The sequence below is a fragment of the Phocaeicola fibrisolvens genome, from assembly GCF_025567125.1.
Taxonomy (GTDB): domain Bacteria; phylum Bacteroidota; class Bacteroidia; order Bacteroidales; family Bacteroidaceae; genus Phocaeicola; species Phocaeicola fibrisolvens.
Genome location: NZ_JAOQJI010000010.1, coordinates 48,790 through 74,468 on the forward strand (window position 1 = coordinate 48,790; position 25,679 = coordinate 74,468).

21 protein-coding genes are annotated in these 25,679 nt (G+C 45.1%); 9 read left to right on the forward strand and 12 right to left on the reverse strand.

The annotated features are described in order from the left end of the window. Positions 1-104 precede the first annotated feature (104 nt). The 4 genes from OCV81_RS06265 to OCV81_RS06280 all read left to right on the forward strand — a co-directional run bounded on the left by OCV81_RS06265 (position 105) and on the right by OCV81_RS06280 (position 3,984). Complete coding sequence (locus OCV81_RS06265) at positions 105-1,079, forward strand: ROK family protein (protein WP_148329308.1); 975 nt, start codon at positions 105-107, stop codon at positions 1,077-1,079. Between the two features lie 324 nt (positions 1,080-1,403). After that, positions 1,404-2,261 (forward strand): enoyl-ACP reductase FabI, encoded by an 858-nt coding sequence (locus OCV81_RS06270; protein WP_148329310.1) that lies wholly within the window; start codon positions 1,404-1,406, stop codon positions 2,259-2,261. 7 nt (positions 2,262-2,268) lie between these two features. Then, positions 2,269-3,261 carry a gliding motility protein GldB-related protein gene (locus tag OCV81_RS06275; RefSeq protein ID WP_148329312.1) on the forward strand — a complete coding sequence of 331 codons (993 nt, stop codon included), beginning with the start codon at positions 2,269-2,271 and terminating at the stop codon, positions 3,259-3,261. Between the two features lie 18 nt (positions 3,262-3,279). Next, positions 3,280-3,984 (forward strand): SAM-dependent methyltransferase, encoded by a 705-nt coding sequence (locus tag OCV81_RS06280; protein WP_148329314.1) that lies wholly within the window; start codon positions 3,280-3,282, stop codon positions 3,982-3,984. A 5-nt stretch (positions 3,985-3,989) separates the two neighbouring features. On the opposite strand, the gene OCV81_RS06285 is transcribed toward OCV81_RS06280, so the two are convergent. From OCV81_RS06285 to OCV81_RS06335, 11 genes are all read right to left on the reverse strand, one after another. Further along, complete coding sequence (locus tag OCV81_RS06285) at positions 3,990-4,976, reverse strand: hypothetical protein (RefSeq protein WP_148329316.1); 987 nt, start codon at positions 4,974-4,976, stop codon at positions 3,990-3,992. Positions 4,977-5,028: 52 nt separating this feature from the next. After that, the gene (lipA, locus tag OCV81_RS06290; RefSeq protein ID WP_022354836.1) at positions 5,029-5,880 is read right to left on the reverse strand and encodes a lipoyl synthase; all 852 of its coding nucleotides are present in this window, start codon (positions 5,878-5,880) and stop codon (positions 5,029-5,031) included. A 75-nt stretch (positions 5,881-5,955) separates the two neighbouring features. Further along, the gene (locus OCV81_RS06295; protein WP_148329318.1) at positions 5,956-8,154 is read right to left on the reverse strand and encodes a S9 family peptidase; all 2,199 of its coding nucleotides are present in this window, start codon (positions 8,152-8,154) and stop codon (positions 5,956-5,958) included. A 23-nt stretch (positions 8,155-8,177) separates the two neighbouring features. After that, positions 8,178-9,500 carry an energy transducer TonB gene (locus OCV81_RS06300; RefSeq protein WP_148329320.1) on the reverse strand — a complete coding sequence of 441 codons (1,323 nt, stop codon included), beginning with the start codon at positions 9,498-9,500 and terminating at the stop codon, positions 8,178-8,180. Between the two features lie 131 nt (positions 9,501-9,631). Then, positions 9,632-10,888: an ABC transporter permease gene (locus OCV81_RS06305; protein ID WP_148329322.1), complete on the reverse strand. Its 1,257-nt coding sequence runs from the start codon at positions 10,886-10,888 to the stop codon at positions 9,632-9,634. 13 nt (positions 10,889-10,901) lie between these two features. After that, complete coding sequence (locus tag OCV81_RS06310) at positions 10,902-12,077, reverse strand: ABC transporter permease (protein ID WP_148329324.1); 1,176 nt, start codon at positions 12,075-12,077, stop codon at positions 10,902-10,904. A 5-nt stretch (positions 12,078-12,082) separates the two neighbouring features. Beyond that, positions 12,083-13,066: an HlyD family secretion protein gene (locus OCV81_RS06315; RefSeq protein ID WP_148329326.1), complete on the reverse strand. Its 984-nt coding sequence runs from the start codon at positions 13,064-13,066 to the stop codon at positions 12,083-12,085. A gap of 8 nt (positions 13,067-13,074) precedes the next feature. Then, positions 13,075-14,568, reverse strand: coding sequence for a TolC family protein (locus OCV81_RS06320; protein WP_148329328.1), 1,494 nt, complete (start codon positions 14,566-14,568; stop codon positions 13,075-13,077). Positions 14,569-14,705: 137 nt separating this feature from the next. Further along, complete coding sequence (locus tag OCV81_RS06325; protein ID WP_239464661.1) at positions 14,706-16,100, reverse strand: S41 family peptidase; 1,395 nt, start codon at positions 16,098-16,100, stop codon at positions 14,706-14,708. 11 nt (positions 16,101-16,111) lie between these two features. After that, the gene (locus OCV81_RS06330; RefSeq protein WP_148329329.1) at positions 16,112-16,984 is read right to left on the reverse strand and encodes a hypothetical protein; all 873 of its coding nucleotides are present in this window, start codon (positions 16,982-16,984) and stop codon (positions 16,112-16,114) included. Between the two features lie 76 nt (positions 16,985-17,060). After that, positions 17,061-18,791 (reverse strand): fimbrillin family protein, encoded by a 1,731-nt coding sequence (locus OCV81_RS06335; RefSeq protein ID WP_148329331.1) that lies wholly within the window; start codon positions 18,789-18,791, stop codon positions 17,061-17,063. Between the two features lie 133 nt (positions 18,792-18,924). Between OCV81_RS06335 and trmB the strand changes: the two genes are divergently transcribed. Both trmB and OCV81_RS06345 read left to right on the forward strand, forming a co-directional pair. Continuing rightward, a complete protein-coding gene (trmB, locus tag OCV81_RS06340; protein ID WP_148329333.1) occupies positions 18,925-19,683 on the forward strand; it encodes a tRNA (guanosine(46)-N7)-methyltransferase TrmB in 759 nt (252 codons plus the stop codon). A gap of 17 nt (positions 19,684-19,700) precedes the next feature. Then, positions 19,701-20,798, forward strand: a complete 1,098-nt coding sequence (locus tag OCV81_RS06345; protein WP_022354847.1) for an Mrp/NBP35 family ATP-binding protein — start codon at positions 19,701-19,703, stop codon at positions 20,796-20,798. A gap of 264 nt (positions 20,799-21,062) precedes the next feature. Here the strand turns inward: OCV81_RS06345 and dinB are convergent, their stop codons facing one another. After that, positions 21,063-22,163, reverse strand: coding sequence for a DNA polymerase IV (gene dinB, locus OCV81_RS06350; RefSeq protein ID WP_148329335.1), 1,101 nt, complete (start codon positions 22,161-22,163; stop codon positions 21,063-21,065). 129 nt (positions 22,164-22,292) lie between these two features. Between dinB and OCV81_RS06355 the strand changes: the two genes are divergently transcribed. From OCV81_RS06355 to fmt, 3 genes are read left to right on the forward strand one after another with little or no spacing between them, the layout of a single operon-like run. Next, on the forward strand, positions 22,293-22,856 hold the full coding sequence (locus OCV81_RS06355) for an L-threonylcarbamoyladenylate synthase (RefSeq protein WP_148329364.1): 564 nt from the start codon (positions 22,293-22,295) through the stop codon (positions 22,854-22,856). Between the two features lie 12 nt (positions 22,857-22,868). Continuing rightward, positions 22,869-24,668, forward strand: coding sequence for a chloride channel protein (locus OCV81_RS06360; protein ID WP_022353220.1), 1,800 nt, complete (start codon positions 22,869-22,871; stop codon positions 24,666-24,668). Positions 24,669-24,684: 16 nt separating this feature from the next. Beyond that, the gene (fmt, locus tag OCV81_RS06365; protein WP_148329337.1) at positions 24,685-25,656 is read left to right on the forward strand and encodes a methionyl-tRNA formyltransferase; all 972 of its coding nucleotides are present in this window, start codon (positions 24,685-24,687) and stop codon (positions 25,654-25,656) included. Positions 25,657-25,679 lie beyond the last annotated feature (23 nt).

Below are 25,679 nucleotides of genomic sequence, written 5' to 3' on the forward strand. Positions count from 1 at the left end.
GAAAAAGTGATACGTTCTCAAAAATAGTAGGTGAAAAATTTGTTCTGTTTTTACTGATTATTTACTTTTGTCCGTAGATAATTAACCCTAAATAAAGAAATGTCATGGCAATAAACATGGAAAAACCTTATGTAGTAGGTATGGATATTGGCGGAACAAACACTGTTTTTGGTGTGGTTGACTCACGTGGTAACGTGCTGGCTTCTGATTCTGTCAAAACTCAGCAATATGAAAACATCGAAGAATATGTAGAAGCTGTATGTAAAAAACTCCTTCCTTTGCTGTCTCAGTTTGGTGGAGCTGAAAAGATAAAAGGTATGGGGGTTGGTGCGCCGAATGGTAACTATTACAGTGGAACCATTGAGTTTGCTCCGAACCTTCCGTGGAAAGGAATTATTCCGTTGGCATCTATGTTTGAGGAGCAGCTGGGAATCCCTACTGCGTTGACAAACGACGCCAATGCAGCTGCCATCGGAGAGATGACGTATGGTGCGGCTCGCGGTATGAAAGATTTTATCATGATTACCTTGGGTACCGGTGTCGGAAGTGGTATTGTAGTCAACGGACAGTTGGTTTACGGTCATGATGGCTTTGCCGGTGAATTGGGACACGTAATTGTGGACCGTAACGGCCGTTCATGTGGTTGCGGACGTAAAGGTTGTTTGGAAACCTATTGTTCGGCTACCGGAGTGGCCCGTACAGCCCGTGAATTCCTGGTACAGCGTACGGAACCGAGTTTGTTGCGTAACGTACCTGCAGATGAAATCCAGTCGAAAGATGTATACGATGCTGCAGTGAAAGGCGATAAACTGGCACAGGATATCTTTGAATATACAGGACGTATTTTGGGAGAGGCTTTGGCCAACTTTATAGCTTTCTCCAGTCCGGAGGCCATTATTCTGTTCGGTGGTTTGGCTAAGTCGGGCGATTACATCATGAAACCGATTCAGAAGGCAATTGATGAAAACATCCTGAAGATTTATGCTGGAAAAACCAAATTGTTGCTCTCTCAGTTAAAAGATGCAGATGCGGCTGTATTAGGTGCCAGTGCATTGGGATGGGAAGTAAAAGATAACTGATTCTTAGATTATAAATTAGAAAAACAGCCTTGGCGGAAGTTTTACTTGCCAAGGCTGTTTTTTATTATCCACCTGAACATTCGGTCTTCACAGAGGGCATGCAGGAGAATAATACATCTAATCCTAACCTAAATAATATTATGAAAAACCTTTTTTTATTCAGTATGCAAAAATAAACTTTCTTGTGGACATAAACTTGTATTTTTTGATTTTATAAGTGAAAAACTGAGTATAATACTATCTGATTGGATAATTTGAACTGATAAATGTAAATAATGTAAATAAAGTTTGTATCTTTGCCCCAAATTTATAATTGAAAACAATATGAGTTATAATTTGCTGAAAGGAAAAAGAGGTATTATTTTTGGTGCACTGAATGAACAGTCTATCGCATGGAAAGTAGCTGAAAAGGCTGTAGAAGAAGGTGCTATTATCACACTATCTAATACCCCTGTAGCAGTACGTATGGGGCAGGTATCTGCTTTGGCGGAAAAGTTGAACTGTGAAGTGATTCCCGCTGATGCTACCTGCGTAGAAGATTTGGAAAATGTATTCAAGCGTTCAATGGAAGTATTGGGCGGTAAGATTGACTTTGTGCTTCATTCAATTGGTATGTCTCCAAATGTTCGCAAGAAACGTACATACGATGATTTGGACTATGACATGCTGGCAAAAACATTGGATATATCTGCTGTATCATTCCATAAAATGATTCAGTCTGCCAAGAAGTTGGATGCCATCAACGAATATGGTTCTATTTTGGCTTTGAGCTATGTAGCTGCGCAGCGTACGTTCTATGGTTACAATGATATGGCCGATGCCAAAGCGTTATTGGAATCTATTGCCCGTAGTTTCGGTTATATTTACGGTCGTGAACATCATGTACGTATCAATACGATTTCTCAGTCACCGACCATGACTACTGCCGGTTCGGGTGTGAAAGGTATGGACAAGTTGTTCGACTTTGCCAACCGGATGTCTCCTTTGGGAAATGCATCGGCTGATGAATGTGCGGATTACTGTATCGTAATGTTCTCTGATCTGACTCGTAAGGTAACTATGCAGAACTTGTTCCACGATGGTGGTTTCTCTAGCGTGGGTATGAGTTTGAGAGCCATGGCTACTTATGAAAAAGGATTGGATGAATATAAGGATGCCAATGGTAATATTATTTACGGATAATCATTAAATGTATCGATTTATCTTTATATTACTGAGTATAATCGTCTTTTCTGCTTGTCATTCTGATGAGCAGGAGGGCGATTTTTCTTTTGAGGAAATAAAGATAGCACGATACGACCGTCTTCAGTATGAATCTTCCGTGCAAAACAATTTTTTCGCTTTACAACGGATGAGAACTGAATTTGCTCAGGAAACTCGTTTGTTGATAGAAGACGTACTGGAATTGGGAGCGGTAGATGCTCCTGATATTTATGAACGTTTATGCGGATATTATGCTGATTCTGTGCTTGTTCACCTGATGGATGATGCAGAACAGAAATTCAAGGATATGAGTCGTTGGGAAAAGGAACTGACAAAAGGGTTCAGGGTATTGAAGAAAGAGATTCCAGAATTACCTGTTCCGAAGGTATATGCACAAATCTCTGCATTGAATCAGTCTGTAGTAGTGGGAGATAGTGTGTTAGGTATCAGCCTTGACAAGTATATGGGAAGTGAATATCCCCTTTATAAGCGATTTTATTATGTGAATCAGCGCCGTTCTATGTCTTCGGAATATATTGTATCGGATTGTTTTACTTTTTATCTGTTGGGGCAATATCCTTTTTCATGGGAAGAAGGGCACCGTGCTTTGATGGACATTTTACTGTATCGTGGAAAAATTGCTTGGGCAGTAGAAGCCATATTGGATGGAGATGTGTCTGGTGAGATTGCTTTGGGTTATACGGAGGAAGAGGTAGAATGGTGTGAGGAACATGAAAAGCAATTATGGAAGGAAATAAGAGAGAATCATTATGCTGAAACAACCGATCCGATGGTGATTCGTTCGTATGTTTCTTCCAATGTAAAACCGTTGTTTGAAGATGACAAGGTACCTCCTTCTTTGGGGATATGGCTGGGAATGAAAGCGGTGGACAGATTTATGAAAGAACATCCGGAAATAAGTCTGAAGAATTTACTGGAGCATGTGGATGACACGCTGATTAAGAACGAATTGAATTAACTGACTTGACAATTCTTTATGGAAGTTGCATTGTATTTGTTGCCTGTTACTTTAGGGGATACGCCTATAGAAAAGGTGTTGCCGGCATACAACCGTGAGATTATTTCGGGAATAAAATATTTTATTGTAGAAGATGTGCGTTCGGCACGTCGTTTTCTTAAAAAGGTAGATTCTGCAATTTGCATTGATGAATTGACTTTTTATACTTTGAACAAACATACTTCTCCTGAAGATATCTCTGGTTATTTGAAGCCTTTGCAAGAGGGATGTTCTATGGGAGTTATTTCTGAAGCAGGCTGTCCTGCGGTGGCCGATCCAGGAGCGGATGTAGTGGCTATTGCGCAGCGTCGTAACTTGAAAGTAGTACCTTTGGTAGGACCATCTTCTATTATTTTGTCAGTTATGGGCTCTGGATTCAACGGACAAAGTTTTGCTTTTCATGGCTATTTGCCGATTGATCCGGCAGATCGTACCAAGCGGCTGAAAGAATTGGAGACTCGGGTATATGCAGAGAACCAGACTCAGTTGTTTATCGAAACGCCTTATCGGAATCAAAAGATGCTGGAAGAGATATTGAAGACTTGCCGTCCGCAAACCAAACTCTGCATTGCTGCCAATATTACATGTGAGGGAGAATACATCAAAACCAGGAGCGTAAAAGACTGGAAAGGACATTTACCGGAATTAAATAAGATTCCTTGTATATTCTTGATATATAAATGATTCTTTTATTTGAACTCCTTCCAAATCTGTGCTACCATTTGTAATCGTTCATGTTCCATTCTTAGCTCTTCACTGAACGATTCCGGGGCCAGTTTGATTTCTTCGCATGAGAAGAAGCGGCCTTCAGGTAAGATAAAATCATTTTCTTTGCTGATGGGGAGAATGTATAGCTGAATAAAACAAGGAATTATGCCTTGCATTCGGTAACTGAGGATAAGCCGAGGATATAACACTCTGTGAGGAAAGTTCACTTCCATCTGTTTCTGGCATCTTTTTACAATGAGTTTGGCATGTTTCTGACTTTTTCTCAGCGGTCCTTCAAACAGAGAGATAATGGGGGCATCCCATATCTGATTATTGTCTGACCGTGAAGTTAGGTAAACTTTTCCGTTGCAGATAGGAATGATTCGAATGATATGTTGCTCCTGAGGCGATTGGGTGGCGGCCACTTGTATGCCCACGATATTGATTATCAGACAGAGTACATAGATGAGTGTCGGAATTAGGTAGACAATCACAAAATGGTTCTCCGGAGAGAAAGGGGCGAGCTGTTTGTATAAAAAGAAAAGTACAATCAAGTGAATGCTGGACAAGACGACAATGAGCCTAGCTTCCAGCAGATAGGAAAACGTGAAATTCAGATGGAATTTCTTGAGAAAATTCCGATACATTTCCGGGGCTGTTACATGGATGAAGGCACATACCAGTAACATGAATTCCAGCGTCGGAGTCAGGCTGTTTTGAGGAATATATTCATAACCTGTGAACAGTCTGAGGAGAAAACAGATGCCGATACCGATGGTTCCTTGTAACAAAAAGAAATTGAGCCCTTTCAATCGGAAAATATCATAAAGCAATCCTGCAATGCTGATTGCAAGTCCTATGCCCAGCATGGTGGTGGTAGGAAAAAGATGAATCCCTATCAGTGTGATAATGATAGGAAGTAGTCCGAATGACACAATTTTGTCTTTGTATTTAAGAAATAAATTCATAGTAGAATAGCACCTGTTGTTAAAATTTGAACAATTGGAAAAACTAAATTGTTCACATTTTCCTCAGATGTTTTTCAGCATGGTAAGACGAACGTACCAGCGGGCCACTTTCAACAATCTCAAATCCTTTCTTTTCGCCTGTTTTTTTGTACTCCAGGAATTGCATTGGGTGGATGTATTCGGCCACCGGATAATGTTTGGCACTTGGTTGCAGGTATTGTCCGATGGTGAGAATCTTGCAGCCGTTTTCCAGTAAATCATCCATCGTCTGTTCTACTTCTTGTGGTGTTTCTCCCAGTCCTACCATGATTCCCGACTTGGCTTTCAATCCGTTTGCTGCGATTTGCCGAATGACGGCCAGACTGGTATCATAGTTGGCAACACTTCGTACCAAGGGGCTGATGCGTCTCACTGTTTCCAGGTTGTGTGACAGAATGTCTGGGCGTGTGTCTATTACTTGTTGTAACCATTCTTTATGTCCTTGAAAGTCGGGAATCAAGGCTTCGATGGTCGTTCCTGGACAGACTTTTCGAATGGCTTGAAGGGTAGCAGCCCAATGAGAGGCCCCTAGGTCGGGGAGGTCATCCCGGTCGACAGATGTGATGACTGCATGATTTAGTTTCATTAATTGGATGGACTGGGCCACTCTTTCTGGTTCCTCCGGATCCAGAGGGAGAGGTTTTCCACTAAGCGTATTGCAGAATTTACAGGCACGTGTGCAGATGTCTCCTCCAATCATGAATGTGGCGGTTCCTTTTCCCCAGCATTCTCCCAGGTTCGGACAACGTCCGCTGCTACAAATGGTATGCAACTTGTGCGTATCGACAATGCGTTTGGTTTCTGTGTATCGGGCATTGGTCCCAATTTGGATTTTCAGCCATTCAGGCTTTTTAATGTGTGTCATAGCTATGAGAAATAAGTTTGTATAAAAAGGTGACACCAGAATTATATGCATTCTGATGTCACCTATGTAGGGATATTATAGATTTTGCAGGAAGAAATTTACGACGCGGTTCATAAGGTGGTTACGTGTATTTCCTCCTGAAATGCCGTGATTGCGGTTCGTATAGATTTGTGTTTCAAACTGAATGTTGGCTTGTACCAATGCTTCATTATATTCCATAAAGTTCTGGAAATGCACGTTATCGTCTGCGCTGCCGTGAATGAGCAGTAATTTTCCTTTCAGTGCAGCTACGTGATTGATGGCTGAAGAGGCACGATATCCGTCTCCATTTTCTTTTGGAGTACGCATGAAACGTTCGGTGTAGACCGTATCATAGAATCGCCAGTCGGTAGGAGCTGCAATCGCTACTCCGGCTTTAAATGCTCCTGAGCCTTCACTCATAGACATCAGCGTGTTGTATCCTCCGTAGCTCCATCCCCAGATGCCAATCCGGCTTCCGTCCACGTAGGAAAGAGTAGACAGGTATTTGGCTGTTTCAGCTTGGTCGGCGGCTTCTTTGAGACCAATAGAAAGGTAGGTACACTTTTCAAATGCAGCTCCACGTCCTCCTGTACCTCGTCCATCTACGCATACCATGATGTAACCTTTGTCACACATCACGGCTTCGAACATACCACCATCGCCAAAGCTTCCGATGCCCCACTTGTCCAATACTTGTTGTGAGCCGGGACCACTGTATTGGAGCATAATGACAGGGTATTTCTTGGAAGGGTTGAAATTGGCAGGCTTCATCATCCATCCGTTCAGTTCTACACCTTCGCTGGTCTTGAAAGTGAAAAACTCTTTTGTCGGCATGTTAAGTTGGCTTATTTTGTTCTTCAGCTCCTTGTTGTCGAGCAAGGTCACCATTTCCTGTCCCTTGTTGTTATTCAAAGTGATGAGGGTCGGTGTCTGTGCACTGGAATAAGTGTTGATATAGTAATTCAAGTTTTTGCTGAATAAAGCATTGTTGGTTCCTGTCCGTGTGGAAAGTTTTGTCTTTTTTCCTTTTCCGTCAATCTTATAGACAGCAGTACGTAGCGGACTTTCTTCATTACTTGTATAGTAGAACACATTGGCTTTCTGATCCCATCCCAGAAATTCTTTAACCTCGAATTTTCCTTTGGTAATCTGTTTAACCAAGTTCCCTCCAATAGTGTACAGATAGAGATGGTTATATCCGTCACGTTCACTCATCATAACCATGTTTTCCGGATAGAAGGCTATGTTTGAATAGGCTTGTTCCTTGATGTATTGTTCAGCTTCATCGCGTACTGCCACTTTGCAGACAGCACTACGAGGATTGGCCATATACAGGTCAAAACGGTTCTGATGGCGGTTTAATGTCATGATTGCCAGTTTTTCAGGGTCATCCGTAAATTTGATACGTGGAACGTACCCGTCAGAGTCTATTGGCAATTCCATTTTGCGTGTGACATGACTTTTGATATCGAATGTATGTACACTTACTTTGGAGTTGACTGCTCCTGATTTAGGATATTTGTAATCATAACTTCCGGGGTAGGTGGCATAAGCTGTCTTTTCGGGTGCCATGCCTTTGTACCATTGGAAAGAATACATTGGAACACGGCTTTCATCGAAACGTATGTAGGCAATCATACGGCTGTCTGCACTAAAGTCGAAAGCTCGATTGAATGCGAATTCTTCCTCGTATACCCAGTCGGGAATGCCATTAAGCACTTTGTTGTATTCTCCGTCTTTAGTGACCTGTGATTCACTGTTACCGAAAAGAAGTTTAATCAGGTAAATATTGTTATTTCGTACAAAAGCTATCTGATGGCTGTCGGGTGAGAACAAAGGTACCTGTTGCGGCCCGTTATTGGAAAGTGGCTCAAGTGTACGGTTTTTTACATTGTAAAGATAATACACTGCGGTAAAAGAACGTCTGTATATCGGTTGGGTCTCTGTCTGTATCAATATCAGGCTTTCGTCTGGCGACATGATATAGTCGTCAAAACGCTTGAGTTCACAGTTTCTGGCTTTGGTCACATCGAAGATGGCTTCTACTTCCTTACCTGTCTTGAAGGAATATTTTACGATGCGTTTGTGGTCTTTGCTGATTTGGGTGTAATGTTCACCATCCAGCATCGGTTTCAGCCCCTGTATGCTTTGTGCCCGATAGGTACCGTTGGCCACATCTTGCAGGGTGACTTTCTGTGCCTGTAAGTTCATCAGGCACATCAGTGTCAAAAAAAGTACGAAAAGTTTTTTCATAACCGGTCTTATTAAGTTTGATTCTATTCTTTATTAGCGGCAGGCTGCTTACCTTCGTGAACTGCCTTCACGCTCTCTTCCTGAGGTGTCTCTATTGGGGTCTCTTTATCCTTTATGCCGAACAGCCAGCGGAAAAAGCGTACCAGGAAGTTCCGCTTTTTAGGCTTGACTTCTGTAGCTTCTGCCGATGGGGCGGTTTGTACCGACTGTTTGTTAGTGAGGGTGTCACTTTTAGCCACAAGCGTAGTGTCTGTCTTCAATGAATCCATCTTCAACGAGTCTACGGTCAACGGTTTCATGATTGGAAGAGAGTCTGTTTTCAGTGAATCTGAAGGAGCCATGTGCGTGCGCAGACTGTCCTTAGGAGTTTGTTCCGTTTTCTTTGCAGGAGTAGTAGGCCGGGATGGAGGAGTCGGTTTCGGACGCTTGAACGGAACCGGAACCGAATATTTGCAGCGTACGTTGATGCCATGGTCTTTTGCCGGTATCCAATCGGGCATAACTCTGATGGCGTCTAAAGCTGCTGTATCCAGTCGGGCATCCAATCCTCTGACGATACTGGGAGAGGTAATGCTGCCGTCTTTTTCTACCACAAACTGAATCATGACCGCTCCTTCTTTTTTCGTTTTTTCAGCCAGTTCGGTTGTGTGTGCTTTTCTTTTAATGTAATTGAAAAACGCTTTCATCCCTCCTGGGTATTCCGGCATCGTTTCTACTGCATTGTAGATACGGTCGGCTCCCTTTCGTGTCATCCGTATCTCCAAAGGTTGGTCTGGACGGCTGAGAAAGCTCTCGATGTCGAGGTACTTGTTTTCCATTTTTTCAGCTCGGATCATGACCATGTGGCTATAATCCGCATCGATGCTGAATGCCCCGTGCGGGTCTGAAAAGGTATGTCTTCCTGTTCCTTGAATACTGATTTCCGCATGGGGGATAGGTTTATTTCCTTCCATTACGACTCCGTTGACCGGAAATGTTTTTCCGCTTTGTTTGTATTTAGCCAAGTCTTCCGGTCGGTCTATCCGGAGAATCGTATCTTGGGCTGATTCATCCAAGCGGATTGTTTTGACTACCCTGTTTTTATCTGTGGGGAGATAGAGACTGGCTGTACGTGTATAATTATTTTCTACCGTTTGTTCAAAATCAATCAGTCCTTGTTCGTCACTGACATATTCGGTGCTGTATCCCAGTACCTTTAGGATGATACCTTGCTGAGGGTCTCCTCCCGAATTCAGTACGGTAATGCGAAAATGCTGTGTCTTATTTTCCCATGAAGAAGCACCTAACTGGCATATTGACACCTGAAGAATTGCAATCCAAAAAAGTATATGAAAAAGACGTTTCATAAGCTAGTTTATAAATATTTGCAAAGCTACAAGTAATCTAGTGGATTCACTCGTAGAGAGGTGTTAATAAAGATAAATAATCCGGGCTTGCTTGGAGTGGCAAGTCCGGATATAATATGTTTGAACTATACTTATTTGGAAGTTTTTGTAGCCAGTTTCCGTAACCGGAACATGCGTAAGCGTTCGATGGCATGTCGACGGCTCAATATAATCTGTCGACGGTAGACCATACAAGTGGTAAGGAAGTATATTCCTGTTTGTAACCAGAGTGCTCGGTATTCGAACAATACCTCGGGCAGTGTGGCTCCCATGTTATTGATTCGGACAAATCCGTTAATGCCGAAAGTCGATGGGAAAAGCCAGGAAAAGACTTTCCAGAAAACGGGTACAGAGGCTCCAGGCCATGAGATTCCGGAAATAAACAGGAGTGGTACGGAAGTGAATACATAAATCATCAAGCATGATTCTCTGTGGTGAATGAAAATGGAACATGTCATGGCAAAGAATATACATGCCAAAATATAGGGAACAACGAAAGCCAGTAGGGTAGCTGGCTGGGCAATCTGTACCAGACTGAATAGTTTGGGAACCAGGCACAGAATATAGGCTGCTACAAGTGCATAGATGAGAAAATAAGCAAAAGATTTTCCCAATACGATACGAAGAGTGCCCTGATATTGTCGGGTAATGGGGACGAGATCTTTGAATCGGTTGTTTTCTCGGGCAGTTCCGGCAGAAAGTCCTACACCCAGCAGTAAAGTCTGTTGTATAATCAACATCAGTACGGCAGGCAATAGAAAACTGGCAAATCCATCCTGTGGGTTAAACAATGAGATATCTTCATATTCAATAGGGGCTGTACTGATTTCATCTTGTCGTTCAGTCGTATTGCCCAGACGTTTGATTTGGATGTTTTTATTCAGGGCCAGGGATGCATTGGTGCTGGCCAATACGAGCGCTTTGTAGTACAGCATGCCACTCATGTCACAGAAAACACTGACAGTGGTCTGTTTTCCTGAGGCAATGTCTTTGCTGAAACTCTCTGGAATATAGATGATTCCGTAGACTTTTGTTTCTTTTAGCAGAGTCTTGGCTTCTTCCATATCTGCGCAGTATGACTGGATATGTACGTCTGCACTTGCGTCAATATGTCGGACAAATTCGCGGCTGATGGCCGAATTGCTGTGATCGATGACGGCTGCTGGTACTTCCCGCACCACTTCATTGGTGTAGATAAATGCGTATACCAGCGGATAGGCCAGTGGTACTAGCAGGAAAAAAATCAGTACTCCCTGATCTTTGAACACAGCCTTCAGTTCTTGAGTACAGATATGAAAGAGTCCCGAGATACCTTGACGTATGGTTTGTTTCAACGATTCTTTTTTCATGAGTCCTAAAGGGTTAAGGTATGTAAACATAATGCAGCATGGCGGTTCGTATCTTTTTGAGATAGAAGAAAGGCAACAGCATGAACAGCAGCAGAGCTATGATAGCATGCCATGCATAAATTACCGGATAGCCGTTGAGTGCCAGGTTTACATAAATCAGAAAATAATGGCGCAGCGGGAATAAAACCGACAGAGCTTGAAGGGTAGGATGCATGGCCATAACCGGGAAAGTGAATCCGGATATGGAGAACGAAATGACTCCCCACAAGGAGGCGGCACTCAGGGCCAGGCGGAGAGAACCGAACAGACCGAAGAGAAATACGCCGAAAGCCTGAGAAGCCAGTACTAGTAGCAGGCCAGCCATCAGCATGGGAAAAATGCCGCTGTGGCATGGGTAGTGCAGGAAGCCGTACAGGTATACATTGTAAAAAGTGGCCATAATAAAAAAAGTGACTGTTTGGGGAAATAATTTTCCGGTCAGTGCCGTCACAATGGAATTATCAGCCATTTTCATGAGTTCCTTAGAGGTGTTCTCCTTCAATTCTGTACCGATAGTGTATACAGTAGTCAGGAAAATAAGCAGCATCAGGATACCTGGAAACAAGGTGTTGCACAAGTATACCGAATAGTTCAGCCAAGGGTTGTTCAAGGCATGTGTGGATATGACGACAGGCTGTAAGAAAGCTACAGCCTGGTCTTCTGTGGCTCCTTTGCCCAGCAAAGTAGCTTGTCCTACAGCGGCAGAGGCCAGTTCCGACATTGTCCGTTGGTCTTTGTAGAGTAGAGATCCTGCTATCAGGTAAGAATAATTGATGTAAAAAGAAACCTTGGGCTGTCTTCCAGATAAGGCTGCTTCCGTTGTGCCTTTGGGTATGTAATAAAAGGAGTAGATTTCTCCTCGTTGAACGGCCTGTCGGGCTTCTGTCACGCTAGGATAATGGGCCACAATCTGGGTTTGCTGAAAGGCATCCAGGTTGCGTATGATACTGCGTGTAGTTGCGGTGTTGTCGAGGTCCACCACGCCTGCCGGCAGATTTGTAGGTAGTCCGTTTTCCATCAGGGTAGTGAAGAACAGAAAACAGAATACCGGCGCGATGATCATGCAGAACAAGTACATCGGCTTGGTGGCAATGCGGTAGATTTCCCGCCGCACCACGTTCAGAAAACATTTATAAGTGGCTGGCGACATAATCTTTATTTTTCAATGATGGCAGACATGCCTGGGCGCAGGTTGTCAACAGGTGTTACGGGTTTTGCTTTTACTTCAAATGTTTTAAGGTCGAATTGTCCGGTTGTTTTTGTGGCCTTCCAGGCGGCATAAGTTCCGAGGTCTTTCATGACCGTAACCTGAAATTCCACGTCTTTTTCCAAAGCCGGGACATAGGCCTTTATCTTGTTTCCTACGGAAAAGTCTTTCAGGAAATCTTCACGTACATTAAATGTAACCCACATATCGTTCAGTTGAGCCACGTTCATGATAGGGGCTCCTGTTCCTACCAATTCACCTACTTTGGGGAAAATTTCAGACACTTCCCCATCGGCTGAGGCTGTGAGATACGTTTCCGATACGTAAGAAGATACTTCGGCTACGGCTCCCTTAGCGCGTTGTACTTGAGCTGCAGCCATGGCTTTGTCTTCCCGCTGAGCTCCGTTTTGGGCCATTGTGTATTGTGCGTGAGCTGCCCTTTCGGTAGCTTTCATAGCATCGAACTGGGCTTTGGCTTCGTCTCTCTTTTGAGCACTCATCACTCCTTCTTCATACAGGCGGTTGACCCGGTTGTAAGATTTTTCAGCAATCTCCAGTCCGGCTTTGGCTTTCTGCCACATTTCATACGCAGCTTGCAGTTGTTCGCTTCTCGTGCCGCGGAGAGCCTTTTCGTTTAAAGCCTGGGCTGCCTCTTCTGCTGCCTGCGCTTGCGATAACTTAGCCATTACGTCGGGTGCTTCCAGGATGGCCAGTGTATCTCCGGCTTTAACCTTATCACCTTCGCTGACAAAAAATTTCAGAATACGTCCCGGCACTTTGCTGGATACTCGGTATTCTGTAGCTTCTGCTTGCCCTTGAATGATTTCAGGGCCCTTTCCTAAGGTGAAGAACCCGATAATGCTGACGATGACGATAACGGCTAACAGTGTGAAGAATGCCAGCATGATATTGTTGCGTTGAGTCTTTTCCATATTCTGTGTTATTTTAAAATTCCCATTGATTTGTTTAAATAAAGTTCATTCATCTTGACGTCTATCTGTGCGTCTATTTTCCCTGCTTGAGCAGAGAACCATGCAGTTTGTGCTTCCAGTACGTTGCTTGTCGGAATTACTCCTTCTTTAAATCCCAAGTTGGCGTATCGCAGGTTTTCTTCTGCTTTTTCCATGTTTTTTTCAGCCATGGCCAGTTTCTTGGTCGATTCGTTTACTTTATAAGAGTTTTGGGTTACTTGAAGTTCAACTTTTTCTTTGGTATCTTCCAGTTTGTAGCGGGCTATGTTTGCTTCTGCCTTGGCGGCTTTGACCTTATATATACCTTCTCCCCAGTGGAATACTGGTATTTTTACAATAATTCCTGCTGCCCACATGCCGCGGAATTTATTCTCAAACCCATTGACAAGTGAAGGGTTCGTCACCAGGTAATTGGCTGTCAGTGCTACGGAAGGCAGGAAATCAGCCCGGATTACATTTACTTTTTGACGGTATATTTCGGAAGCCAGTTCCAAACTTTTGAGTTCTTCCCGGTTGCTGAGTGCCGTACTGACGTTGGCTTCCGTATAGGTATTGGGAAGCGGAAGATCTTGCATGTCTTCGTCAGCCAGTCGAAGTGGGGTATCCAGCGGGAGTCCGCATAGCTGGCAGAGCAGCATTTTCGACAGACTTAATCCATTGTCTACTTGCGTAAGCATCATTTCAGCTTCGTTGACTTTCACCTTGACACTTAATCCATCGGCTTTCGTGGCCACCCCTTCCTGAATCATCTTGTCCACATCTGAATCCAGTTTCTGTACCAATTGCAAGAAGTTTTCTGCCAATTTCTTTTTGTTGACAAGTGAAATGATTTGCCAGTAGGCCTGATCTGTCTGTAGGATTAAATCCTGCATTCCGGTAGCGTGCTGTGATTCAGCTAACCGCTCTGCATATTTGGTAATCTTGTTGTAAGCAATAATTTTTCCTCCCATAAAAATGGGTTGAGTAAGCGTGGCTGCTCCCACAGTCAGATTTCGTGTGTCGGTGTGGAAGGCATCTACCAAGCTTTGTCCGATACTGTTTAATCCATCTGTCAATCCGGCTACGGCTCCAGGTAGAAGACCTTGCAGTCCTGCTGCCAATCCGGGGTTGGAGGCTGCAAGTTGCTGCATGGCGGCCTGAAATTCTGCAGACTGCATACCTTGTTGCAGTTGTCCTCCGACGTTTGTTCCTAAATTGCCGATGGTTTGCTTTTGGGCATCACTGAGCAGGGATATTTCTTTTTGTGTACGCATGTACCCTCCTGCCAAGTCAATCTTAGGCAGATAATTAGTGAATGCTGCTTTTTTCTCGTAGTGGGCGGCATTCACTTTCTCCTGTGAAATCCGGAGCTCTTTGTTGTTGGCCAAGGCCAATGCCCGGCAGCTGTCCAGAGTGAGTATCTGTTGGGCATAACAGCTGAATGCCGTGCCGAGCAGTAAGAGTAAACTTGAAATTCTTTTCATTGCTGATGCTGACTTTTATTTGGTTGCTTATGCAACATTGCAAATGTATGACTTTACAACAAATAGTCAAAGTGTTTTGTTGAAAAGAATAGGTAATAAAACTTATTTTTTCCTGCCAAGTGTATCCAATTACAAATTTATTTCAGCAGATTTGCATGAGGCTTTTGTGAAATAGAGTTGTACAGTACTTGTACTCGGGGGTGTGTGGAGATGTGTCTGGACATGTTTTCTTCTGAATTTCCTGAAGAAGGGAAATTTCCATAGGCCATTCTATACAATACAGGTTGCATGAGTTGGTCTTCTTCTGAACCAAGCTCTCCCAGTTTTTCTGCATAATTTTCTTCCACCTCAAAATCAGGCTGTAGTCCGTTGGTATAGTACTCATAAAAACCTTGAGAATTGCTCAGGTAGGTTGTAGTGAGCCATAACTCGATATTAGGTGCTTCTTCATTTGTGAAAAGCTGTTGTGCTACATTCTTTCCGAAAGTAGGCATACCCACTTGGTACAGCCTGCCTTCCATATAAGGTCTCAGGCAGTTGATGATAATTTCAGAAGCAGAAGCCGTGTTGCCAGAGGTAAGTATGTATAAGTTTTGATAAGACAAGGTTGTACTTCCTGGCAGTAGGCTGGCGTCGAAATTCAGTACTTCAGTTTTGTTGATTTTGTCATTGTAGGTCATTTGCAGGAAAGGTTGCCCCATGGCAGAGGCAGGAGCCAGTGCCGTTCCCATTAATTGTGAAGTAGATACGTATCCTCCTGGATTATACCTTAAATCGAGGATGATGTCGTCAAATGTTTGTCCGTTTAATTGTGAGAAGAGTTCTTTCAGTACATCCGTGTTCTCACCAAATTCATTATATAATATGTAGAAAGCTTTTCGGTTGCCAGCAGAGATTGTTCCTGTTTTTAAGATATCTTGTTCTTCTACGTATCTTGGTGAGGGCATTTGTATAGTACCTAGTGTATCAAACTCCACGTAATTAAACTCCGGGTCATCCACTTCTTCCGGATACGGGTTGTAGTTGGCTAAAGTAAAGCTGTACGCTTTTGTGGGCCGATTAATATAAGTCGTGTAGTCACTGGTTGAGATTTTTTTGTTGTCGATGGCAATAATCCAATCTCCCCGTTTCAATCCTGCTTCTTCTGCCGGAGAATCCGGTTCAGTATATAAGACCCTCAAGGCATTGGAACCTCCATCGGTTCGTACCAATACCGCCTCGAATCCAAAGCAGGGGTATGTGCTGGTTGCACGTGTGAGTACAGAATCTACGTGTGAAAATACATAGCCGTTTTTTTGGTCTTTGGAAGAAGCTGCCGATGCAAGAAATTCTGCAGGTTTCTTGAAAAAGTTCAGTTTTTCTTCCGCCGGAATATCTTCGTAAAAAAGATAATTCTCCTGCATCACTTCATAAATCCAGGTTTTTGTAGCAATAAGTGCGTAATATTCTCCCGAACGGTCCTCGCCGCACGAAGAAAGTAGTCCCATCAAGGCGAGGCAGGCATATAGCAGGCGGCTGATGTCTTTTTTCATGGTTGCAGTGGTTATTTCATTCTGAATGAACCTTGTCCGATCATATTGCCATCGGCAAAGATATAGATTTGGTATGTTCCTGCAGACAGGAATTCTTCCACATCCCAGTATACCGTAACGGTTTGTTCTTCACCGGTGTATTCAATGTATTTCTTGATGGAATAGGCTATGTTTCTGTCTTCAAATTTAAATTGGTTTCCGGCACTTTTGGTCAGGATTTCGTTGTCAGGTTTGGCAATTCGTATGTAAACCGTTTTGTTTCCAGTTTGCGCTGTAATATTCTTGACGATGGTAAACGAAATGGCAATTTTCTTTATGTTCTTTACCCTTTCTGTTTCCCGTCCTCTTTTGTTCAGTGTTTTTACTTGAATATTGGTCGCATCCAGTTGTGCTGCGAGTGTTACCTTTTCATGTAAGCTTTTCTTTTCTTCCGACAAATTGGAAATTTGGGCGGTAGCAGCTGTATATTTTGTTTTTACTTCCTGGTTTTCCTGCATCAGAGCCGCGTTGATTTTGTTCAAGGAGTCGATTTGCATGACATAACTTCTCAGGACTGCGCGTACCGTTTTCAGCTCTTTCTTTAACCGCATGATTTCGGCTGCGTCACTGGTTTTTACTTGACGAAGTTCTTCCAGCAGGCGTTGCGTCTTTAATTTTTCGCTTTCCAGTTTTTCACGAAGGGAGTCGTTGTTTATTTGAACCTGTAATTCATCGTATTGTGTGGCAAAAGTACTGTATTCGTTTTCCATTTCTTGTTTTTCCACAGCGAAAAGCTGGCTCATTTCGCTGTTTTTGCGAGCTTCGTTTATCGCGAAGAAAGATACAATGGCTACGATTGCTGCCAATATGATGATTGCAATAATCAGTTTTTTGTTGTTGCTCATGGTTTTAATTTTTGCATTTGGCACAAAAATACAACATTTTGTGGAGACCACGTTTTTATTTTAGGAAAAAATAGTATTAAGGAGAAACCAAAACAGCAGGCAGACTTTCTCCTTTTTCCCAAGAACGAAACGAAAGTTCAGGGTATGTGGTAGCTCCAGTTCCCTGAATCCATAGGTTCAGTGTGTGATATAAGTTTTCTACAGTGATGGATTGCAGTGAGCCGTATTTCATGAGCGAATCGGATTTTAATACTGTATGGGCATTACCTGCAGGGGATTTACTGTTCGATTGAGGATAATAGCAGCATCTGATTACGTTGGTATACTCGGTGGCGAAACTGATGGGATTACATTTGTATGCGTTGCCAGTAACGTAACAGTTTTGAATTTCTCCGTTCAGACTTTTTGTACAGATAAATCCTCCGAGTTTGGCTTTACTGAAGTTGCAGTTTGAAACGAAACAGTTCAGGATTTTTCCTTTGTTGTTGTAACGGACAATTCCACTGGCATAGTTTATGACACTTTTTAGCGAGATATTGTCTACCTGACAGTTGATAATCAGTCCTTCGTTTTGAGAGGATATGCTGCCGAATTCACTTTCATCATCGACATTTTTGATGATGCAGTTTTTGATGATGCAGTTGTCAATGATACCTCTGTTAAGGCCGGCCAAAAAAGAGGCGCTTTTAGTGTCTTTCGTTTTATCGTATGTAGCTTCGCTGATAATCAGATTCTTGATGACACCTGATGGAGATACTCCACTGAACAGTCCTACATAATAGTAACCGAGATACGATTGCTGGAACAGGAGATTGCTGAGGCTGTGTCCTTGTCCGTCAAACGTGTCGTTAAACAGTCTCTTTTGTGAGCCATTGGCTGTGCCATACATGCCGATCATTTGTATTTTTGCGGCTTCTTCTGGCGTGAAGCTTAGATCGTTGTGCAGATAATAAGTTGTTGTTTCTCCAGTTGTTTCTCCGAATTCTTCCAGTGACCTGTTTTCGTATGTTTCTCCGTTTATCAGATGGGTAAATGCAATAAAATCTTCTACGGTTTCTATGCCGGGATCATTTCCTGACAGTTTGAGTGGGCAAGTATATTCGTAGCCTGCCAGAAAGGAGTGTGTTCCCATGGTCGTTTCAAGACTGTTCCCGTCGGGAGTAGAAATCTGGATGTGAACAGATTGGTTGGTTGGAGGTAGTAAGAAAGAATACTCTCCGGAATCGTTATGTTCCAATGTCAGAGGTATTTTAGCGTTTTGTAGGGACAGTTCTCCTGTCTCTGGTTGGATATCCGAAACGGAAGTGGAGGGGGTGAAGGTGATGCGTTCCAAGCGTTGGTTAAGATTATGTGATACCTGAAAAGTCAGACGGGAAAATAGATGGCTGAATGAAAGTCGTATTTCTTCTCCTTGACGGAAATCTTTTTGGGAGCAGAGGATGTCAGGGAGCTTTCCTTCCTGATAAATGGAAGAGTGATTGCGATAGAATGGGGGATAAAATGCACAGGTTTGTGCTTGGGAATGCTCGGTGTTCCAGGTGAGGTCGATATCACCTTCCCAGTAGCTGCCATTGTATGTCAGAAGGGTTCCTTCAGCAGTGAGTCCACCCTGGCTGTAGAATGTTATTTGGCTCCCTACCGGTAAGGATTGGGGGGTGGAATTGCGTGAAGAAGGATGAAAACCATTTATTTTTCCTCCTCGGATGTATGTAGTTTGGATGGTGGGCAGAAGGGTGTCGAGGGTGCATCCACCAAGGCACAATAATAAAACAAGTATCAGTTGGAGGCTAAAAAAGTTTGTTTTCATATTTCTTTTTTTCTAGAATAACGTAGGTTTTCTGTTTCGTTTCCCGATTCTTTCGGGTAATTGAGGGTAAAGTTGTGTGTTCCATCGAAAAACTTTACCTTTGCGGGCATTAAGGAAACGTTTCACGAAAAATATGGGAAAAGGAAAATTAGCGAAATTCGCAGATATGGCGGAATATCCGCATGTGTTTGAATATCCGTATTCGGTGGTGGATGAGGTCCCTTTCGAGATGAAGGGACGCTGGAACCAGGATTTCTTCAAGAACGAGAATCCGATTGTCCTGGAACTGGGATGCGGACGTGGGGAATACACCGTAGGACTGGCACGCCGCTATCCGGGCAAGAACTTCATCGGGGTGGACATCAAGGGAGCCCGCATGTGGACGGGAGCCACCGAAGCACTGAATGAAGGTTTGAAGAATGTGGCTTTTTTGCGTACCAACATCGAAATCATCGACCGCTTCTTTGTGCCGGGTGAGGTGAGCGAAATCTGGCTGACTTTCTCGGACCCTCAGATGAAGAAGGCTACCAAGCGCCTGACTTCTACCTATTTCATGAACCGTTACCGCCGTTTCCTGATTCCGGACGGACTGGTACACCTGAAGACGGACAGTAATTTTATGTTTACCTATACTAAATATATGGTAGAGGCCAATCATTTCCCGGTAGAATTCATCACCGACGATTTGTATCACTCCGGCATGGACGATGACATTCTGAGCATCCGCACCTATTACGAACAGCAGTGGCTCGATCGCGGCCTGAACATCAAGTACATCCAGTTCCGTCTGCCGCAGGAAGGAGAACTTCAGGAACCCGACGTGGAAATCGAACTGGACGATTACCGGAGCTACAACCGGAGCAAGCGGAGCGGACTGAAAACAAGCAAATGATTTAAAACTGAAAAGATATGACACTTTATCCGAAATTGATTATGGACGCACTGGCTACGGTGCGTTATCCGGGCAACGGAAAAAATATTGTGGAAGCGGAGATGGTGGCCGACAATCTTCGCATTGACGGGATGAAGGTAAGTTTCTCGCTGATATTTGAGAAGCCGACCGACCCTTTCATGAAATCGGTAGTCAAATCGGCTGAAACCGCCATTCATACCTATGTGTCGAAGGATGTGGAGGTGACGATTGCCACCGAAAGCAAGCAGGCAGCCCGCCCCGAACCGGGCAAGATGTTGCCGCAGGTGAAAAACGTGATTGCTGTGTCTTCCGGTAAAGGAGGAGTGGGTAAGTCTACGGTAGCCGCCAACCTGGCAGTGGCTTTGGCCAAACTGGGTTACAAGGTAGGTTTGCTGGATGCGGACATTTTCGGTCCTTCGGTGCCTAAGATGTTCCAGGTGGAAGACGCTCGTCCGTATGCAGAAGAAGTGAACGGCCGCGACCTGATTGTACCGGTTGAAAAATACGGCATCAAACTGCTTTCCATCGGTTTCTTTGTAGACCCAGATCAGGCTACGCTGTGGCGTGGCGGTATGGCCAGCAATGCCCTGAAGCAGCTGGTAGCCGATGCCAACTGGGGCGAACTGGATTATTTCGTACTGGATACTCCTCCGGGCACCAGTGACATCCATCTGACCTTACTCCAGACCTTGGCCATTACAGGAGCCGTGATTGTCAGCACTCCGCAGCAAGTGGCACTGGCCGATGCACGTAAGGGTATCAACATGTACACCAACGACAAGGTGAACGTGCCTATCCTCGGGCTGGTGGAAAACATGGCGTGGTTCACTCCAGCCGAACTTCCTGGCAACAAGTACTACCTGTTTGGCAAGGAAGGTACCAAACGCTTGGCAGAAGAGCTGCATGTGCCGCTGCTCGGACAGATTCCTATCGTGCAGAGCATTTGCGAAAGTGGCGATGCAGGTACACCGGCTGCCCTCGATGAAAATTCAGTCACCGGTATGGCCTTTATGGATTTGGCACGCAACGTCGTGATACAGACTGAAAAGCGCAATGCCGAACAGGCACCTACGGAGATTGTGCATACACATTGATAAGAAAATAAATCGAACAGAAAGAAGCGGAGGCTGGGATGAGTCTTCGCTTTTTTTGTATCTTCCTGATTCATACATCTTTTACTGCTGGAGTTTTCTTTGAAACCACTAGGCGAATTCTCTGTCCCACAGTGTGGGATATAAAAACCACAGTGTGGGATACATATTTCACACTGTGGAATACAAATCCCGCAGTGTGAAACAGAGATGATTCAAGTACGTTTGTAGTTATGGTTAGGGGAGGTTCGGAGAATAGGTGGTGGGTCATTCCTCTTTAAACTCCAGCTCTAGTTGGATGGGGCCGGAAGCGGCGATTGTGTCTCCTTCCTTTTCTTCCGGAGGATTGGACACAGACAGCCCTAGCAGGCGGATGGCATGCTGACTGTGGTCTACTCCCTTCAGGAGCCGTTTGGCCAAAGGAAGAATCTCTTCCAAGCGTTGCAGAGGCTGCCGTACACTAACACTGCGGGTAATCTGGGAAAAGTCATCGAATTTGACCTTCAGGGTGAGGGTGTTCCCCTTGAAGTCCTTGGCTTTCAGCCGCTCAATGAGTTCACGCGCCACGTGATACAGCTCGATGATGAGGGCCATCTCGGCTGAGATATCTTTTTCCAGCGTATGTTCGCAGCCGATGGACTTGCGGATGCGGACGGCTTCCACGGGTCGGTCGTCGATGCCGCGGGCGAAATTGAAATAAATGAGGCCGTTCTTTCCAAACTGCCGTTGCAGCATTTCCAAGGAGCATTGTCGGAGGGTATCCCCGTTGTAAATGCCCAGTGTGTGCATCTTTTTGGCCGTGATGGGCCCCACTCCCCAGAAAGCTTCGATGGGCAGATGCCGGATAAACTCTTCGGCCTGGTCGGGATGAATGGTGCAGAGTCCGTCGGGCTTCCGGTAGTCGGAGGCTATCTTTGCCAGAAATTTGTTGTAGGACACCCCGGCTGAGGCTACCAGATGAAGGTCCTGGCGGATGCGCTGCTTGATTTCTCGGGCAATGTCTACGGCCAGGGGAATCCCTTTCTTGTTGTGGGTGACGTCCAGAAAGGCTTCATCCAGCGAAATGGGTTCGATGAGGTCGGTATATTCGTGGAAAATCTCGTGAATCTGTGCCGATACGCTTTTGTACACCTCCATCCGGCCCTCCACGAAGATAAGTTGCGGGCACAGTTTCTTGGCCTTTTGAGACGACATGGCCGAACGTACCCCGAATTTGCGGGCCTCATAGCTGGCGGCAGCCACTACACCCCTTTTTTCCGCATGCCCCACTGCAATGGGCTTTCCTTTCAGTTCAGGATGGTCACGCTGCTCGACCGACGCATAGAAAGCGTCCATGTCTATATGAATGATTTTCCGTTCGGTATTCATGGAAGGGCTGATAGCTTTTCTGCAAAAAAACAAAACATTCTTGGGATATCCTAAAAATCATTTGTATTTTTGCTGTTTGTAAAATCGCTTTTAATGACTTTTTGACCACAAAAAACTAAAGATATTATGATGAAAGATGAAATTAAGAAAGCCTGCGAGGTGATGCAGAAGGGAGGAGTGATCCTCTATCCTACGGATACCGTGTGGGGGATAGGATGTGATGCCACGAACGAGGAGGCGGTGAAGCGCGTGTTTGAAATCAAGCAGCGTGCCGACAGCAAAGCCATGCTGGTGTTGGTGGACAGTCCGGTGAAAGTGGATTTTTACGTACAGGATGTGCCTTCGGTGGCATGGGATTTGATTGAAATGACGACCAAGCCCCTGACCATCATTTACGACGGGGCACGCAACCTGGCTCCTAACCTGATTGCTGCCGATGGCAGTGTAGGCATCCGTGTCACTTCGGAAGAGTTCTCCAAACAGCTGTGTTTCCGTTTCCGTAAGGCCATCGTGTCTACTTCGGCCAATATTAGCGGACAGCCGGCTCCGGCTGTATTCAGTGAAATCAGCGAAGAAATCAAGCAGGCTGTGGATTATGTGGTCGATTATCGCCGGGAAGAAACCGGACATCCGAAACCTTCCAGCATCATCAAGCTGGGTAAAGGAGGCGTAGTAAAGATTATTAGAGAATAAATAGTTCCTTTCATGAAAGTGGTAGATGAGAAAAACGGACTGCTGCAGGGATTTCTTCATTGGAGGGAGAAACACATAAAAGACAAGCAGTTCGTCTTGATTTTAAGTTTCCTGGTAGGAATCTTTACGGCCTTGGCCGCTTTTTTGTTGAAATTTCTCGTGGAGTACATCAAGGAGTTCCTGACAGAGAACTTCGATTCCACAGGTGTAAACTGGCTGTATTTGGTTTATCCGGTAGTGGGTATCTTCCTGACCGGACTGTTCATTCGCAAAGTGGTGCGCGATGACATCAGCCACGGTGTGACCAAAATCCTGTATGCCATATCGCGGAAGCAGAGCCGTATCAAGCGGCATAATGTGTGGTCTTCTATTTTTGCCTCTGCCATCACCATCGGTTGTGGTGGGTCTGTAGGAGCCGAAGCCCCGATTGTGCTGACAGGTTCTGCCATCGGGTCGAATCTGGGCAGTATTTTCCGCATGGACCACAAGACGCTGATGTTGCTGGTGGGCTGTGGAGCCGCTGGAGCCGTTTCGGGCATTTTCAAGGCCCCGATTGCGGGTGTGGTGTTTACGCTGGAAGTGCTGATGATTGATTTGACCATGGCTTCGTTGCTGCCTTTGCTGATTACCAGTGTGACGGCGGCTTCTGTGTCGTATCTGCTGACGGGTACGGAAGCCATGTTCCAGTTTCACCTGGATTATCCGTTCTCGCTGGAACGTATTCCCTATGCCATTGCATTGGGTATCTTCTGCGGTTTGGTGGCATGGTATTTCACCCGCTCCATGAACTGGATTGAAAATATTTTCCGCCGTTACAGCAATCCATACGTGAAGTTTGTCATTGGAGGTGCGATGTTGAGTATTCTGATTTTCTTGTTCCCGCCGCTCTACGGTGAAGGATACGACACCATTTCATTGTTGCTCAACGGAACCTCTTCGGCCGACTGGGATACGGTGATGAACAATTCTTTGTTTTATGGCAACTCCCATTTGCTGGTACTGTATCTGATACTGATAATTCTGTTTAAGGTATTTGCTTCCAGTGCGACGAATGGCGGTGGCGGTTGCGGTGGTATCTTCGCTCCGAGTCTGTTTCTGGGCTGCATTGCCGGTTTCGTATTTTCCTACGTCTGCAATGAGTTCCATTTGGGGGGGACCTACATTCCGGAGAAAAACTTCGCCCTGATGGGAATGGCCGGGCTGATGTCGGGTGTCATGCATGCGCCGCTCACCGGTATCTTCCTGATTGCGGAGCTGACTGGAGGATATGACCTGTTCCTGCCGCTGATGATTGTGTCTGTATGCGCCTACCTGACCATTATCGTATTCGAACCGCACAGTATCTACTCTATGCGTCTGGCTAAGAGTGGCGAGCTGATTACCCACCATAAAGACAAGGCTGCGCTGACCATGATGAGCATGGAGAGCGTGATTGAAACTGATTTCCAGGTGGTTCGTCCGGACATGGATCTGGGAGAGATGGTGAAGGCGATTTCCAAATCCGCTCGTAATCTGTTCCCGGTGGTCGATGTGCACAATGAGTTGCTTGGGGTCGTGATTCTGAACGATATCCGTAACATTATTTTCCGTCAGGAACTGTATCACAAGTACCATGTGGAGAATTTTATGGTGGCTCCCAAGGCACGTATCATTACCACAGACTCTATGGAGGACGTGATGGATAAGTTTGACAAGACTGGCTCCTGGAATCTTCCGGTGGTGGATGAAGACAACAAGTACATTGGCTTCGTGTCCAAGTCGCGTATCCTGTCGACGTACCGTCAGGTGATGGTGGATTTTTCAGCAGAATAAACAACAAACAAGAAATATGGAAAAGAAAGACTTACGAATCGTATATATGGGTACCCCTGAATTTGCCGTGGAAAGCTTGAAGCGCCTGGTGGAAGGGGGCTATCAGGTGGTAGGAGTCATTACGATGCCCGACAAGCCCATGGGGCGGCATGGAAGTGTTCTCCAGCCTAGCCCGGTGAAACAGTATGCCGTATCGCAGGGGCTGAAGGTGCTCCAGCCGGAAAAACTGAAAAACGAAGAGTTTCTGGAAGAGCTGAGGGCCCTGAAAGCCGACTTGCAGATTGTCGTGGCTTTCCGCATGCTGCCGGAAGTGGTGTGGAACATGCCTAGTCTGGGTACGTTCAACCTGCACGCCTCTTTGTTGCCGCAATATCGTGGGGCAGCTCCTATCAACTGGGCGGTCATCAACGGAGAGACTGAAACCGGAATTACGACTTTTTTCCTGAAGCATGAAATTGATACTGGAGAAATTATCGATCAGGTGCGGGTACCCATTGCCGATACGGACAATGTGGAAGTGGTGTACGACAAACTGATGAAACTGGGGGGCGACCTCGTGGTGAAGACGGTGGATGCCATTCTGGAGGGAAATGTCAAGACCATTCCGCAAGAGCAGCTGGCTACGGCTGCGGAATTGCGTCCGGCTCCCAAAATTTTCAAGGAGACCTGCCGTATTGACTGGAATGCCGGGGTGAAGAAAGTGTATGATTTTGTGCGTGGACTTTCTCCTTATCCAGCCGCGTGGACGGAGTTGCATCAGGGGGAAGCGGCTCCCATGTCGTTGAAGATTTTTAAAACGGAAAAGGTGTTTACTCCTCATTCCTTGAAACCGGGAACGGTAGTGACAGATAAGAAAACTTATTTCCACATCGCTTCAACCGATGGCTTCCTGCGTGTGTTGTCGTTGCAGCTGGCCGGAAAGAAACGGATGGACGTGGCCGATTTCCTTCGCGGGTATCGCCATGTGGAAGACTCTTATGTGGAATAGAAATAACCGAAAGGCGGTGACTT